Source organism: Gardnerella sp. DNF01151 (assembly GCF_049244235.1).
In the GTDB taxonomy this organism is placed as follows: domain Bacteria; phylum Actinomycetota; class Actinomycetes; order Actinomycetales; family Bifidobacteriaceae; genus Bifidobacterium; species Bifidobacterium swidsinskii.
Window position 1 is genome coordinate 646,441 of record NZ_CP058389.1, and the last position, 15,561, is coordinate 662,001.

Consider the following 15,561-nt stretch of genomic DNA (forward strand, 5'->3'; position numbering starts at 1 on the left):
TTGCTTCCTTTTACCTTTCTTCAGTATAATCTTCTCCGATTGTTCTAGATCTTGTAAATCTCGGCTTATCTTTCGGTTTAAAAGCAATGTGTTTGCTATACTTAATTTCATAGCCAAGATCAGCCATTTTCTTTAAAAAATCATCCCAATCCTTAAACTGTTTTACCATTCTGTCAATATCAAATTGCAGCCTGCTTTTCCAAGAAGTACCACGCTTTGTCTGTTTATTCTCATACCAAGATTTACCGTTAGTCTTATATTTCTTCTTGTAACTTTCGTAAAACTCATCAATGACAGGTAGGTTGTTTTCTTTGCATAGCTTGTCGCTTTGATACCTGATTTGATGACAGCTTTTCTTATTAGACTGGTGGCATCTACCCGTTATCATATTTACATTGTTGAAGATGATGTGATTGTGGATATGCCCTTATCTACGTAAGTAGATAAGACAAATTCGTACTTGTCTTTAAGTATATTCTTATACAGCTTTATACCAATCTGGTGAGCCATTTCAGGACTTGTTTCTCCCGGTAAAAATGATTGAATGAGATGTCTTGCAAAAACGGTTTTTGCTCTCGCGTCTTTCGTGTCCTTAAAAACTGAGTGTGGGCAGTTGATTCGTGGCATTTATGAGTGCGTAGTAAAAGTTGCTTGTTGAATATTATGAAGGCAAAGATTTGCAGGTAATTGCTTCGTTTATGAGGGAATATTGTTGGCGACATTAAATGCGCATGATGGTGTTGTCTGCTTTTGCGGTTGTTGCCGCTGCTACTTCTGTGTATGAAAAGTATAGTTTTACTGCTACCTTGTCTTGTGTTGTTTCCAGAACACTAGAAGCGTCACCACAGCACCGGCCAAAATTGTAGCGACGGTATTAATCTGTGTTCCAGGACTCCAAGCATAGCTAATAAAGTGCAAATTAGACACATATGGCTACTATCTCCTTACGATCTTAGGTAAAACCATTCATAATTAAGCGGTCAAAACATGCAAAAAAGACTACTTAAAACCTACGCAAGACATGTGGGCACACAAAGTTCGCTAGAAACGATTAGGCAAGATATACAGTATTACAAGAATAGTATACAATAATTTACTATAAGTCTTTCTTAAAATAATTAATAAAATTTATTATTTGTTACTGTTTTGTATTCATGACTTATAACTGTATTGTATTTTTTTGTAAGAAGTAATAGTATCTTTTACCAAAGTTCTTAAATGAGTTCTTAAATGAACTTAAAAGGAAATTAAATGAGTTATTATTTTTTATTGAAAGGTGAATATTATGGGACGTACTGGAACTGAACACAGCACTCCACATCTTACTAGTATGAGTGATTTCTTTGTTGGTGAAATACCAGACGATGATGAAAATTGAAATAAATATGCTGGCGGTTTTGTTATTTTGTAATACAATTGCCAGCATTATTTTGTGAAAAGATATGTTATGGTTAATTTTGTTTCACCTGAACGAGAATTTACATTGATGGATTCTTTGTCATCAATTATTGAGGTATTTGCCTTAAAGAAGTGGCAATGGAGTGTTGAAGTATCGCAATGGAGTGTTGAAGTATCAGCATTAGACACTACTTGTATTTTGGATTCGTGTGTTTATTTAGATGAGGCTGATTGTGCAGATATTGTTTTAGAATCCGCTAGAGGTAAAGGTCTTGGGCTTGAATCTCTAACTAGCGGTTTATATGAATTATTGGAACATATAGTATATTCGAATCAGTCTGTTTTGTATTCTTGTTCATCATCTCTTCGAATAAAAGGAGATGCGATTCTTAATCTTTCTAATTCAGCAAGCAAAAATACTGATTATACTTTTTATAGTATGAGTGATAATGCTATTGCTTCGTTACCACCAGAATACTGCGGTGGAAAGTCTACTGGTGAGTTTTCTTCTATTGATGAAAATTTAATTCGTTGCTACTATACAAATAATGGATGGGCCGCAGGTGCTTCTATCCAAGAAGCGACTTTGCATGCGCTTAATGAACTTATTGAACGAGATGCAACATCTAATATTCTTCTTTCTAATATATTTGATGATGTATGCGTAGAGTTTTTAATTCCTAATTGTGAATTATTGAAAGAAATAAAACAGGCTATTGAGAGCGCAACTGGTAACAAGGTGTATATTGTATCGATTCCAGCTTTGTCTGGCTCAGTGGTGCTATCTATATGTTATAAGACAGATAGAGAAGAAATTCCTACTTTTGGATGCGGCGCATCGCAATTTTTAGGATACGCAACATATCGTTCGCTTCTTGAGTTATGGCAAGAGTTATGTGCAGATAAAGATTATTCTAATCCTGAAGAACGTGATAGATCCAAAAGACTAAAACATCTTGTACATTCATATCCAAATATTAAGAAAGCTTTATTCTTAGAAAAAATTAGACAGGATAGTGGGAAATTTTCACAAAAATTAGTGTCATATGATATACGTGACACTTTATCTATTCCTAACATAGAAATTCAGATAAATAATATAGTAAATGATCTTCATAAGTACGGAATAGATATATGGAAACGTGACGCATTCCACTATGAGCGTAAATCGATGAAATGCAATCCTAGTGTTGTGCAAATTGTCGCACCAGGATTGGAACGTTTTCATGTTATTCGTCATGGTTTTCCTGCTGAACTTATAGGTCGTCTAAGAAAACGTAAATCAATAATGTCGATTCGTCAACACAATTAATGTAATTTATAAGGGGCTTATTATGAAGGCTATTGGTAAGCGGAATAATATTTTTATTCGTATGAGATCTATTAGTCCAGCATTGCGATGGGCTTTGGTTGGCTTCTGTTTTTCTATGCTTGGTAATCAAGCGTATGAAGGATCGGTTTTGCCTTCGATTATTATTGTTGGCTTGCCAGCTTGGGTGATTGGTTTTCGTAAGACTTTTATGACGGTTGCCGATTTTCTTTCGCCATGCTCTGGTTGGATAGTTGATAAGCTTGGCGGTTTTCGCGCCCTTGCTATGACTGAAGGCGTAGAAGGCGTGCTCGGTTTGCTGCCGCTTCTTATGTTTGGCTCTCCTGCGTGGAAGTGGTCGCTTGTAGCTCTTTCTTGTGCATTGTTGATTACAGGTCAAGTGATTGATATTGCTAGCGAAGTTTTCGAGGTTGATGCTGCAGGCGGCGACGACAGCATGATTGTAAACTACAGCGGCATTGTGAGCATTTTGGCAAGTATTACAGGAACATTACTTGGCTCTCCATTAGGATCGTGGATTGCGAGCTGGTCGATTCCTGCGGTTTTGATTTTCTCGTCCGTGACTTCTTTTGCGGCTTGTGCTACGCGATTTATTATGAAACAAGACATTGCGCAAGCGTCTTGCGCAGAAGAGGAAGCGTTGCAAGATGTAGAGAATGAATCGCAAGCGATTAGTGAAGAAGGAGAAGTATCGCAAGTATCGCAAGTATCGCAAGAAAATGACGTTGCCAATAAATCTGCAGCTAAGCAATCTGAGAATCCGTTACTCAAGAGTAAAATCATGCTTCTTGCAGGATCTCTTTTGGTTGCTTTTATTCCTGCATGCTCTGTTTCTTATATTCTTCTCGGTCTTGGTAAGCAATATGGTTCTAACTCTTTGACGATATTGTATATTTTTACTGGTGTAGGAAGCGTGCTCGCATCCGTTTTATATGCGCATTCTTCTCAAAAACTCGGTTTAAGAAAAGTTGCGATTTTAGGTATTGCTGTGAGCTTGCTTGCTTATTGCTTTATGTTTATTAATCTTTTGCCAATGATGTGCTTTGCATTCTTCCTTCAAGCGATTGGTGGAATGTTACTAGTAGAGCCGATTATTGTTGCGCGTCAGATTCTGTTTAAAGGTAGTGCGCTCGCTAAGTTTTCTGGTTGGGCGCGCCTTGCGTTTGCGATTGGTGCTACTACTGGTTCTTGGATTGGATTTGCATTCTCATCTACGTGCCAATGGCAGCTTTTGCCTATACTCGCGCTGATTTTTACTGCCGGTTTGATTGTTGTTTTGCCGCAGTTGCCAAATACCAGCTATGCGGCGCTCGCATGATTATTTGTAATATTTAATATTGAATATAGTTGTTACCTTAATCGCATGGTAGTTTTTGCCTATATTACTTGAATTATTACGCGGGGGGGGTATCCTTTGGTCTATTAACAAGCTCTTTTACAAGATGTGAGTTTACGTCTGCAGAGCGAGTTGAAGAGAAAATATATAAGTGAGGACTGTTAATGGTTAAGAAAACACAAGCTGCTAAAAATGCTTTACATGTGTCTAAAAATTACGCGTATTTGAAGCCGAGTACACTTCGTTCAATGGCGAAAGAGATAAGTGGAACTCGTTTAGAAGCATGTAAGTCGTATGCGATTTCACGTTTACCGAAAATTGCTGTGACTGCAACATTGGCAAGCTTGCTTGCTTGTGGTGCTGGTTTGCCAACTCATCAAGCTTGGGCTAATGGTTTTAATCTTCCTGATGGTAGCTATAGGTATGCGAATCGCGATTCTTCTACAAAGGCGCAGAGGTATGTGGATATTAAACTAGTGCCATGCGATGATAAACAAAACGATAATAAGGAAACAGCAGACAGAAAAACTTACGGACAATATTATAAGGTTGAGTACCAGTTTAATTCTCAGGGTGAATGGTGGGGTGGTCGACCATTCTGGTGGGCGAGCGTGCCTAAGGACGTCACGATTGTAAACGATAGCATTACTTTGTATAAGGACGAAGAGTTGACTGGTGGTTCGGCTTCTCAACAAACAGGTGCAACATATACAAAGGAGTCTTGGAATCAGTCTGCAAGCCGTTTCTGGTTTGATGATAATAAAGAGCAAAGTGTTGAATTTAAGAATAACTGGGAAAGAATGACCGGTGAAGCCGGCGGTTATGATGAATCTGGTAATACTCTCGATACTTCTAGAGAATATAGGAAAGCCACTAACTCTTTAATTATTAACTGGGAGAGTAGAGGCAATAGAAAATCTAAGATTAGCTTCGTTATTAAACTGAACGATAAAACAAAGCCGTTGAAGTTTGCTGCAGGCGTGTATCAGGTATTGGGTAACTGGCATTACACTGTTGGTAAGGTTGCGCTTGCGCCAACTTTGCCAGATTATTCCAAGGAATTAGAGCTTACTTATCCTCAGGCTACAGAAATTGCTACATTTGGACAGCCAACAGAGTCTGAACAAAAACAAATACTTAGCAAGCTGTGGGAAGCTAATAAGAGTAATACCGATGTGCTGAAAAAACTTAAAGGTATGGAACAGACTCAAACTGAAGATGCTTTCAAAAAGGCTGTAAAAGTCAATAACGATGGTAGCGCAACGGTAACGTACAAAGATAACTCTACGGATACTATTTCTAAGGAAAATCTGACTAAACGCTACGTGCCATTGTCAGAGCGCACAAAAATTACGTATCCGGATTTGACTCCTGTGAAGAATCCGTCTTCTCTTGATTCAACAGAGAAGAAGCAAGTTGAAAATGCTATTAAGAATGCTAATAGTAAGATTAAGGATCTTATAGAAAAGGTTGATGTTGCTGCTAATGGTGATGCAACAATCACATTCAAGGATGCAACTGGTACTCATTCAACTAAAAAGCTTGAAGGCAAGTATCTTGTAAAGAAGCAGCGTTCACTTGCGGATAAGTTTACGCCGTACTATCCAGTGCCAATGGCAGTTGGAAATCCACAAGGGTTGACTCAAGGTGAGCAAACAGAACTTGTGAAGAAAGTTTATGAAGCAAATAAAAATAAAGCTGACTTCATGAATGCTATTGGTAAGCCTCAGAATTTAGAAGCAGCTAAGCAATCTATTACAGTAGATGCTCAAGGCAACGTAACTATCACTTATACTGATAAGTCTACTGATAAGCTCGATGGCAACAAGCTGGTGTATCAGCGTAAGCCACTCGCTGATTTGACGAATATTACGCTTCCAGCTCGTACAGCTGTACAAGATGCTAAGAAGATTCAAAAGCAAGAACAGTCAATTATTAGGCAAGCTATCTTAACAGCCAATAATGACCTTCAAAGCAAGCTAAAAGGTAAGAATGAAAATAATGCTATCACATTTGATGACAGCAATCATACTATGACTGTTAAGTTTAATGATGATTCAACTTCTACCTTCGACTACTCTGAATTGGTGTATACCAAGGGTAATCCGGAAAAGCCAAGAACTGAAACAAAAGATAATAATGGCTACAAGTACAACATCACTAAGATTGCTATTACCGATAAGGATAAGCCGCAAGCTGCTGATTGGAATAGTTTTGTCATAAAGTTCATTCAAGATAATTGGAAAGTTAAATCAGGAAATGCTGAAATAACTACAGATTTTATAACTAAGACTGATGGCTTACTGAATAAACTTACCACTACTGGTGACAGTATAGGTAATGGAATGCAACTTTACAAATATAGTGGACAGTGGATTGAAAAAAATGGATCTAATCTTAAATTGGTTAGAGGTGGATTTGGTGGTGAAGATGGAATTGTAACAATTTATTTAGGCGACTCCATTGAAGTTAGAAAATCTAGTAAATATGGTGGTTCTGATTTAGCATTCAGTCTTACTAAGAACGACTGCTTTGTATCTAATGCTGCCGCTCCTCAGCCTAAAGAACTTAAGAAGGAAGCTGAGAATCTTATTGACAAGATTCTTAAGAAAAATGGCTTGAATGATCAAGAGATTAAGAAGTTCAAGGAAGATCATCAAGGTGAAATCAACAATATTACTAAGCCAGAAGATGTAGACAAGATTATTAAGTCTGCTAATGAGCATGGTCAAGATGAGAAGAAAAAGAAAGATGCTCAGAAGCAGATTAATGATGCTAAGAATGATCTTGGTTTGACTCCTGAGCAAAAGACTGAACTTGATAAGAAGATTGGTACTGAGACTGATCCTGAAAAGATCCGTGAGAAGATAAACGAGTTCCAAAAGGATCAGGATCAAAAGAAGCAAAAGGAAGCTGATCAAAAGCAGCAACAAGCTGATCAGCAGGCTGAGCAGGAGAAGCAACAGCAGCAGCAGAAAGATGATGCGAAGGTTGATGGCGAGGTAACGAAGCAGAATCAACAGGAGCAGCAAGACACAGGCAAGGCTGAAGAAGCTAAGAAGAAAGCTGAACTTGAGAAGCAAAAGCAGGCTGCTATTAATGAAATTAACGGGAATGATAAACTCAAGCCTGAGGAGAAAGAGCAGTTTATTAATAGCATTCAGACTGCAACTGATGAGAATGCTATAAATGCTATAAAGAAACAGGCCGCGGAAAAGGCTACTCAGAATCAAAATGCTGCTGATAACAGTAATAACGATGGTCTTAATGATGCTAAGACTGATGCTAAAAACAAGATTAGCAAGTTGAAGAATCTCAGCGAACAAGATAAGAAGAAGTATCAAGACGAAGTAGGTACTGCAGATAGTCTTGATAAAGTTGCAGAGATTCTCAACAAAGCTGAGTTTGAGGATGCTAAAGCTGCAGCTAAGAAGAAGATTGCTGATCTGAAGAAGCATGGTGATCTTACTGATCAAGAAGCTACGAACTTCAATGCAAAGTTGGATGATAAAAATACCGATTCTATACAAGACATTGATTCTATTCTTCAGGAAGCTGAGCTTGCAAAGACTAGAAAAGATGCGAATACTGCAATAGATAATCTTCAGAATCTTAATAATGCACAGAAGAAGGCTCTTAAGGAAGAAGTTGCAAATCCTGAAACTGACCCTAAGAGTGATTTAGACACTGTTGATAAGGTGAAAACTGCTATCAATAATGTTGTTACTAAGGCTAAAGATCTTGACGGCAAGATGAAGTCACTCAAGAATCTTGTGACTCTTATTAATGACCAGAAGTCTACTCTTACAGCAAAGCCTGATTATAAGGATAATAAGAAGACTGCTTTTGATAGTGCGTTCACAAATGCATCTACTCTTGTTGATGCAACTAAGGGTATGAATGCTGATGGTGCCAAGGTTGATGAGATTAAGAAGGCATTAGAAAAGGCTGTTCAGGATCTCGGTGGCAAGACTGTTGATAAGTCTGCACTGCAAAAACTTATTGACGGTGACACTGACTTCAAGAAGACGATCGCATACATTAACGCAGATCAGACTAAGAAAATTACTTACAATGAAGCTATTGCTGATGGTAATGCAGTGCTTACTGATGCTAATGCAACTGCTGAGAAAGTAGCTCAAGCTGTTAATGCTATCAATTCTGCTAAAGCTGCTCTTGATGGAGCGGTTAATACAACTGAACTTGAGCAGAAAGTTGCTGATTCTAAGAAGCTGAAGAAGTCGACTAACCCTCAATCTGTTGGCGATGCTAAGTATGAGAATGCTTCTGAAGCAAAGAAGTCTGCGTTTGATAAGGCTTTGCAACAGGCTGAGTCTGCTATTACTGAAGCTAAGAATGCTAAGTCTACTAAGTCTCCTGAGCAGAAGCAGCAAGCTGTTGATACTGCATTGACTGCACTCAAGCAAGCTGTTAATGAACTTGATGGTAACGATGTGAGTAAGTTGCAGACTGCTATCACCAATGCAAAAGCTAAGCAGCAAGAAGTTATTTACAAGAATGGTACTGCTGTTAAGAAAAAGGCTCTTGATGATGCTTTGAAGACTGCCGAAGATCTTGTTAAGACTCCTCACGGTCACACTGATTCTGAAATCAGCACAGCTTTGAATAAGTTGAATACTGCAATAAACGGTCTTGATGGAGCGGTTAATACAACTGAACTTGAGCAGAAAGTTGCTGATTCTAAGAAGCTGAAGAAGTCGACTAACCCTCAATCTGTTGGCGATGCTAAGTATGAGAATGCTTCTGAAGCAAAGAAGTCTGCGTTTGATAAGGCTTTGCAACAGGCTGAGTCTGCTATTACTGAAGCTAAGAATGCTAAGTCTACTAAGTCTCCTGAGCAGAAGCAGCAAGCTGTTGATACTGCATTGACTGCACTCAAGCAAGCTGTTAATGAACTTGATGGTAACGATGTGAGTAAGTTGCAGACTGCTATCACCAATGCAAAAGCTAAGCAGCAAGAAGTTATTTACAAGAATGGTACTGCTGTTAAGAAAAAGGCTCTTGATGATGCTTTGAAGACTGCCGAAGATCTTGTTAAGACTCCTCACGGTCACACTGATTCTGAAATCAGCACAGCTTTGAATAAGTTGAATACTGCAATAAACGGTCTTGATGGAGCGGTTAATACAACTGAACTTGAGCAGAAAGTTGCTGATTCTAAGAAGCTGAAGAAGTCGACTAACCCTCAATCTGTTGGCGATGCTAAGTATGAGAATGCTTCTGAAGCAAAGAAGTCTGCGTTTGATAAGGCTTTGCAACAGGCTGAGTCTGCTATTACTGAAGCTAAGAATGCTAAGTCTACTAAGTCTCCTGAGCAGAAGCAGCAAGCTGTTGATACTGCATTGACTGCACTCAAGCAAGCTGTTAATGAACTTGATGGTAACGATGTGAGTAAGTTGCAGACTGCTATCACCAATGCAAAAGCTAAGCAGCAAGAAGTTATTTACAAGAATGGTACTGCTGTTAAGAAAAAGGCTCTTGATGATGCTTTGAAGACTGCCGAAGATCTTGTTAAGACTCCTCACGGTCACACTGATTCTGAAATCAGCACAGCTTTGAATAAGTTGAATACTGCAATAAACGGTCTTGATGGAGCGGTTAATACAACTGAACTTGAGCAGAAAGTTGCTGATTCTAAGAAGCTGAAGAAGTCGACTAACCCTCAATCTGTTGGCGATGCTAAGTATGAGAATGCTTCTGAAGCAAAGAAGTCTGCGTTTGATAAGGCTTTGCAACAGGCTGAGTCTGCTATTACTGAAGCTAAGAATGCTAAGTCTACTAAGTCTCCTGAGCAGAAGCAGCAAGCTGTTGATACTGCATTGACTGCGCTTACTAAGGCTGTTAATGAACTTGACGGTAACGACAAGTCTCAATTGGTAGCAAAGCTCGCAGAAGCAAAAGGTAAGAAGAATGATGCTTCTTATAAGAATGCTTCTGCTGCTAAGCAAGCTGCTCTTGACAATGCTATAACCTCTGCAGAAAGCATTGTAAAGAAAGCTGGTGCAACAGAGAAAGAAATTTCTGATGCTACTTCTGCGCTTAATAATGCTGTTACTGGTTTGGATGGTCACGATACCTCTGCTTTGCAGGCGGCTGTGACTGCTGCTGAGTCGAAGAAGAAGACTGTTGCTTACATGAATGCTTCTGATACTAAGAAGACTGCGTTTGATAATGCTGTGGCTGCTGCTCAAGCTATTCTTGATTCGCCTAAGGGCAAGACTGAGCAAGAAATCAGCGATGCTAAGACTCAGCTTGAAACTGCTTCTAACGCTCTTGATGGAACTGTAGATACGTCTAAGTTGCAGGTTGAAGTTAACAAAGCTGATTCTTTGAAGAAGTCCGTACAGTATACGAATGCTGTTCAGGATAAGAAATCTGCGTATGATACTGCTCTTACGGCTGCTGAGTCTGCTCTTGCTGATGCGAAGAATGCTCAATCAGCGAATACTCCTGAGCAGAAGCAGATTGCTGTCAATGGTGCGCTGCTTCAACTTCAAACCGCAGCTGCTGCACTAAATGGTGTTGATATTGCTGATTTGCAAGCTGAGATTGCTCTTGAGAATAGTGTGAAAGAATCTGTAAAGTACGTGTATGATACTGCTGAAAAGCAGCAAGCATATAATAAGGCTTTGCAAGATGCGAAGGAGCTTATATCTAAGCTAGCTGATCCTGCTGGTCAGGGTGTGGAAGTTGCTACTAAGTCTCAAGCAGATCGTCAAGCTCTTGTTAATACTGCGTTAAAGAGTCTTAAGAATGCTAAAGATGCTTTGAATGGTGTTAATAAGACGGTATTGCAAGCTGAAGTTGATGATGATTCTCACTTTAGCAAGTCGTTTGCCTACTTGCTTGGTGAAGCTCCTGATTTGGATGTGTATAAGAAGGCATTGGCTGAAGCTAAACGTGTGCTTGCTGATCCGAATGCTACCCAGGCTCAGGTTGATGCTGCGGTTAAGAATCTTTCTGCTGCTCGTAAGGCTTTGGCTGCTGCTAAGGCTCATGCGGCTGATGTTCGTGCTTCTGTGCGCGCTCAGGTGTTGAAGAGTGGTAGTGTTGCTCAGCTTAGTAAGACTGGTAGTGACGTGTCTGTGTTTGGCTTGTTTGCTGCAACTCTTAGTGCTGCTGGTGCTGCGCTTTTCTCAACTAAGCGTCGTGGTACTTCTCGTCACAGTAGTAAGTAAAATATTTGCTAGCTGGTCTGGTTATTGCAGATCAGCTAGTTTTAGAACTGCTTAATGTTTGCTTAATTGTATTCAGTAAGTTTGCTGAGTATTGAGTTAATCAGCATAATGAAGTTAATGTAAAAGTGCCTCACTTTGCGTCTTTCTTTACTACGCAAAGTGAGGCATTTTGCTATTTTAATTTGCGATTACACTGGAAGTTATTGTTGCTTACTATATTTTAAGAGTTATCTTGCTTACAAAGCACTTATTGAAGCGTTTAGTCACTGAGTTGCTAAGTTATTGAAACAGCGAAACATTAAACCTTAACGATTTGCATATATATGCATCCTTATGTATAATCTTTAAAAAATAAAATCTTGCAAGTGCTAATACACGTAAAAGAGTATAAAACATTCTGCACAAATTACTATACAGGAGACTCTCATGCACAAGATTGTTCAAAAATGGAATAACATTGACCTTATTTTACGCATTGTAATTGGTCTTTTTTTCGGTGCTGCACTTGGTATTTTTGTGCCAGCTCACGTCTATGTGCTCGATCTTATGGGAAAACTTTTCGTCAGTGCGCTTAAATCTGTTGCGCCAATTTTAGTATTTTGCCTAGTTATTGGTGCGCTTGCGCAAGCAAAAAGTGTTGGCAACATGAAAGTGGTAATAGGGCTGTACGCGCTATCTACGTTTACTGCAAGCCTTGTAGCTGTATGTGCGGCTATGATTTTCCCTGTTGATTTTACTTTTGCTCATGTTGCAGCAGCGTCTTCGCCGTCTCCTCAAGGAATTGGTGAGGTGCTTAATTCACTTGTGCTAAATATTGTTGTTAATCCTGTAGATGCTCTCGTTAAAGGTAACTTTATTGGCATCCTCTTCTGGGCGATTGCTTTCGGTGTTGCTCTGCGATTAGCCGAGCCTTCTACAAAAGCATTTTTCGATAACGTTTCGTCTGCTATTGGAAAAATTGTCCACTGGATTATTAACGCAGCACCTTTTGGCATTATGGGTCTTGTTTATACAACAGTTGCAAGTAACGGTCTTCGTATTTTTAGTGAGTATGGTTTCGTTATTGCTTTGTTAGTAGGCACAATGACTGTTGTTGCTTTGATTCTTAATCCTATTTTGGTTTTCGTGCTTACGCGTAAGAATCCGTATCCTCTTGTTTTTAGAACTTTGCGCGATTCGGGTGTTACAGCATTCTTCATGCGTTCTTCTGCTGCAAATATTCCTGTGAATATGAATTTGTGTGAAAAACTTGGCTTTAACAAAGATAATTACTCTGTTTCAATACCGCTTGGCTCAACTATTAATATGAGCGGAGCTGCTATAACTATTTCTATCATGTCTTTGTGCGCTGCTCACACGCTTGGTATTCGCGTTGATATTCCAACGGCTGTGATTCTTTCTGTGCTTTCTGCAGTTTCTGCTGCAGGAGCATCTGGTGTAGCTGGTGGTTCGCTTTTGCTTATACCTCTTGCATGCTCGTCGTTTGGTATTTCAAACGATATCGCTATGCAAGTAGTTGCTATTGGTCTTATTATTGGTGTTATTCAGGATTCTTGCGAAACCGCACTTAACTCTTCCACGGATGTTCTCTTTACTGCGGTTGGCGAATATCGCATGTGGCAGCGTGCAGGTATTGAATTCAAAATGGGCAAGGATCACGAGACTGTGCAACTTAAAAAGTAGATGTTCTGCTGTTGCTAGTTTTTGCTAAGTATTCTTGCTAGTGCGCGTTCTTCCGTTTTTACGTTTTAGATCGCGCACTTTTATTATATTTGGATGTTTATTGTAAATGAATCTAGCAGATGTTCAAATAAAATAGTAGAAGTGGAATCGGTATTTTTAGCGCGCATTAGGCTTTAGGGAAGTGGTAGGTTGTGTTTGCAGGAATACTGCGGTTTATCCACGCGTTTGCTGCGATTATACTTCCGCTTCCGATTGTTGTTTCGCCGCCAAGAATAGTAGCATTTGCGTAAATTACTACGTTGTCTCCAATATTCGGGTGTCGCTTTCCGCCTTTTACAGGATTTCCATCCTCGTCTAGCGCAAAGCTTTTCGCACCAAGCGTTACTCCTTGGTAAAGCTTAACATGCTCGCCGATTATAGTTGTTTCGCCGATTACAATGCCAGTTCCGTGATCAATGCAAAAATATGCACCAATTTTTGCTCCTGGATGAATGTCAATTCCGGTTTTTCTGTGAGCATATTCGCTCATAAGTCTAGGAATTAGCGGCACGTTAAGCTTGTAGAGTGCGTGAGCTGTGCGGTGAATAAGCATTGCATAAAAACCAGGGTATGCGAGCGTGACTTCTACTTTGCTTGTGCAAGCAGGATCGCCTTCATACATGGCTTGAATATCTGTTAAAAGTAACTTTTTAATTGCAGGAAGAGTATTTATAAATTGATTGCAAGTTTCTCGAATTTTAATTGAGTTGCTTGTATAGGATTGAAGTTCGTGAAATATAATGCGTTCTATAGTGTCTAATGCGTTTGAAGTAACGGTATTCAAACTAGCGTTATTATTCAAACTAGCGTTGAGTTGCGTAGTATCGTTGCTTACATTGTGCACATGCAACTCAGGCAAAAGTAACACCTGAGTTGCATGTATGAGTGCAATAATATTGCGGTAATTAGGTATGAATGTAGCTTGCCTTATGTCTGAATCGTGAATTGAGTTCAGTTGATTTATAAGATCAAGGCGATCATTCATACATTTCTCCCGTTATTTTGCTATTTTCTTTATTTTCTATTTTCTTTATTCTATAGTTTTGATCATTATCTAATAATGTTATTTATTATTCTTTTATTATTTAATCAAAACTTGCGTATTTAAAGTAGGCTCCTAAATGTAGTTAGTCTTCAAATAATGCGGTAGACAAGTATCGATCTCCTGAATCTGGCAGTATTGCAACGATGGTTTTGCCCCTGTTTTCTTCTCTTTTTGCTTCTTGGGTTGCTGTCCAAATCGCAGCTCCGGAAGAAATACCAACGAGGACGCCTTCTTTTTTGCTTATAAGCTTGCCGTTTTCGATTGCGTCTTCATTTGTTACGTGAACAATGCGATTATAAATGTTTTTGTTGAGCACATCTGGCACGAATCCTGCGCCGATTCCTTGAATCTTGTGCGCTCCTGGTTTTCCGCCTGCGAGCACAGGGGAGTCGGCTGGTTCTACTGCGATTACTTCAAGATGCGGATTTTGCTCTTTTAAGTATGTGCCAGTACCAGTGATTGTGCCGCCTGTTCCAACGCCTGCAATAAGCATATCCACGTTTCCGTCAGTGTCTTGCCAAATTTCTGGACCAGTTGTGTTGTAGTGCGCGTGCACATTTGCTTGATTGGTAAACTGTCCCGGAGTCCACGCATTTGGCGTGCTTTCAACGATTTCCTTCGCTTTGGCAATTGCGCCTTTCATTCCATCTTTAGCAGGTGTGAGCACGAGTTCGGAGCCGTAAGCTTTCATAAGTTTTCGGCGTTCAATAGACATGCTTTCTGGCATTACAATAATGCTTTTGTATCCTTTTGTTTGTGCGATCATTGAAAGACCAATGCCAGTGTTTCCGGAAGTTGGCTCAACAATTACTGAGCCTGGCTTAATTGTGCCTGTGGTTTCTGCTTCTTCAATCATCTGCTTTGCAATGCGGTCCTTTACAGAGCCTGCTGGGTTGAAGTATTCGAGTTTTACGAGGATTTTTGCTTGAAGATTGTACTCTTTTTCAATGTGAGTAAGCTCCAGAAGTGGAGTGTGGCCTACGAGTTCTTGCACGGACTTGTAGATGTTGGACATAATATTTCCCCTTACTTGTTTGTTTTACTTGTTTGTTTTACTTGTTTGTTTTACTTGTTTGTTTTGTTTAATTTAATTTGTTTAATTTTGTTTATTTTTAATTTTTAAAAAATAATTTTTTATTAATAAAGAGATTGTTGTTTATTAGTTGTTTCTAAAAATGCCATTTATCTGTTTAATATCTAATCCGTATTAAATTGTTATCTTTTCAACGTTTTATATTCGAATTTTGGCATAAAAAAAAGAAACAGCGCGCTGTTTCTTAAATCGTAATTTGCTGCGTTCTAACGTAAATGCTTTTAACATAGGCTAGATGTTATGCATATTTAGTGCTTGCAAACATCATTTCGATTAAGAAATGCGCAACAGCATACGTCACAACAACAGTTTGTCATCATATTTGTATGATACATGTGCACTCCTTTACTCGTCGAAATGGTGATAGGTGATGACTATAGCGAATGGATTTGCGTTTGTCAAACTTGATTTGTGTTTGGCATACCTTGATACGTACTC

General features: G+C 39.2%; 6 protein-coding genes and 1 pseudogene. 4 read left to right on the forward strand and 3 right to left on the reverse strand.

Annotated features, from left to right (window positions below; translation table 11 throughout):
* Nucleotides 1–13 precede the first annotated feature (13 nt).
* Nucleotides 14–656, reverse strand: a pseudogene (locus tag HXT37_RS02850) (relaxase/mobilization nuclease domain-containing protein); the annotation flags it as partial.
* 791 nt (nt 657–1,447) lie between these two features.
* Between HXT37_RS02850 and HXT37_RS02855 the strand changes: the two are divergent.
* From HXT37_RS02855 to sstT, 4 genes are all read left to right on the forward strand, one after another.
* Nucleotides 1,448–2,710, forward strand: a complete 1,263-nt coding sequence (locus HXT37_RS02855; protein WP_102702995.1) for a YcaO-like family protein — start codon at nt 1,448–1,450, stop codon at nt 2,708–2,710.
* 22 nt (nt 2,711–2,732) lie between these two features.
* Complete coding sequence (locus HXT37_RS02860) at nt 2,733–4,046, forward strand: MFS transporter (protein ID WP_421779722.1); 1,314 nt, start codon at nt 2,733–2,735, stop codon at nt 4,044–4,046.
* Nucleotides 4,047–4,228: 182 nt separating this feature from the next.
* Entirely contained in the window at nt 4,229–11,263 is a 7,035-nt protein-coding gene (locus tag HXT37_RS02865) for a GA module (RefSeq protein WP_421779724.1), read from the forward strand.
* A gap of 426 nt (nt 11,264–11,689) precedes the next feature.
* The gene (gene sstT / locus HXT37_RS02870; protein ID WP_421779726.1) at nt 11,690–12,946 is read left to right on the forward strand and encodes a serine/threonine transporter SstT; all 1,257 of its coding nucleotides are present in this window, start codon (nt 11,690–11,692) and stop codon (nt 12,944–12,946) included.
* A 166-nt stretch (nt 12,947–13,112) separates the two neighbouring features.
* On the opposite strand, the gene epsC is transcribed toward sstT, so the two are convergent.
* Together epsC and cysK are read right to left on the reverse strand one after the other, a co-directional pair.
* Nucleotides 13,113–13,970 (reverse strand): serine O-acetyltransferase EpsC, encoded by an 858-nt coding sequence (gene epsC / locus HXT37_RS02875; protein ID WP_116431798.1) that lies wholly within the window; start codon nt 13,968–13,970, stop codon nt 13,113–13,115.
* A 142-nt stretch (nt 13,971–14,112) separates the two neighbouring features.
* The gene (gene cysK / locus HXT37_RS02880; protein WP_116431797.1) at nt 14,113–15,045 is read right to left on the reverse strand and encodes a cysteine synthase A; all 933 of its coding nucleotides are present in this window, start codon (nt 15,043–15,045) and stop codon (nt 14,113–14,115) included.
* Nucleotides 15,046–15,561 lie beyond the last annotated feature (516 nt).

What these genes read in the sequence shown, in the direction of transcription:
- HXT37_RS02855 (WP_102702995.1), top strand. Translation starts at nt 1,448, where the DNA reads ATGGTTAATTTTGTTTCACCTGAACGAGAATTTACATTGATGGATTCT.
- HXT37_RS02860 (WP_421779722.1), top strand. Translation starts at nt 2,733, where the DNA reads ATGAAGGCTATTGGTAAGCGGAATAATATTTTTATTCGTATGAGATCT.
- HXT37_RS02865 (WP_421779724.1), top strand. Translation starts at nt 4,229, where the DNA reads ATGGTTAAGAAAACACAAGCTGCTAAAAATGCTTTACATGTGTCTAAA.
- sstT (WP_421779726.1), top strand. Translation starts at nt 11,690, where the DNA reads ATGCACAAGATTGTTCAAAAATGGAATAACATTGACCTTATTTTACGC.
- epsC (WP_116431798.1), bottom strand. Translation starts at nt 13,970, where the DNA reads ATGAATGATCGCCTTGATCTTATAAATCAACTGAACTCAATTCACGAT.
- cysK (WP_116431797.1), bottom strand. Translation starts at nt 15,045, where the DNA reads ATGTCCAACATCTACAAGTCCGTGCAAGAACTCGTAGGCCACACTCCA.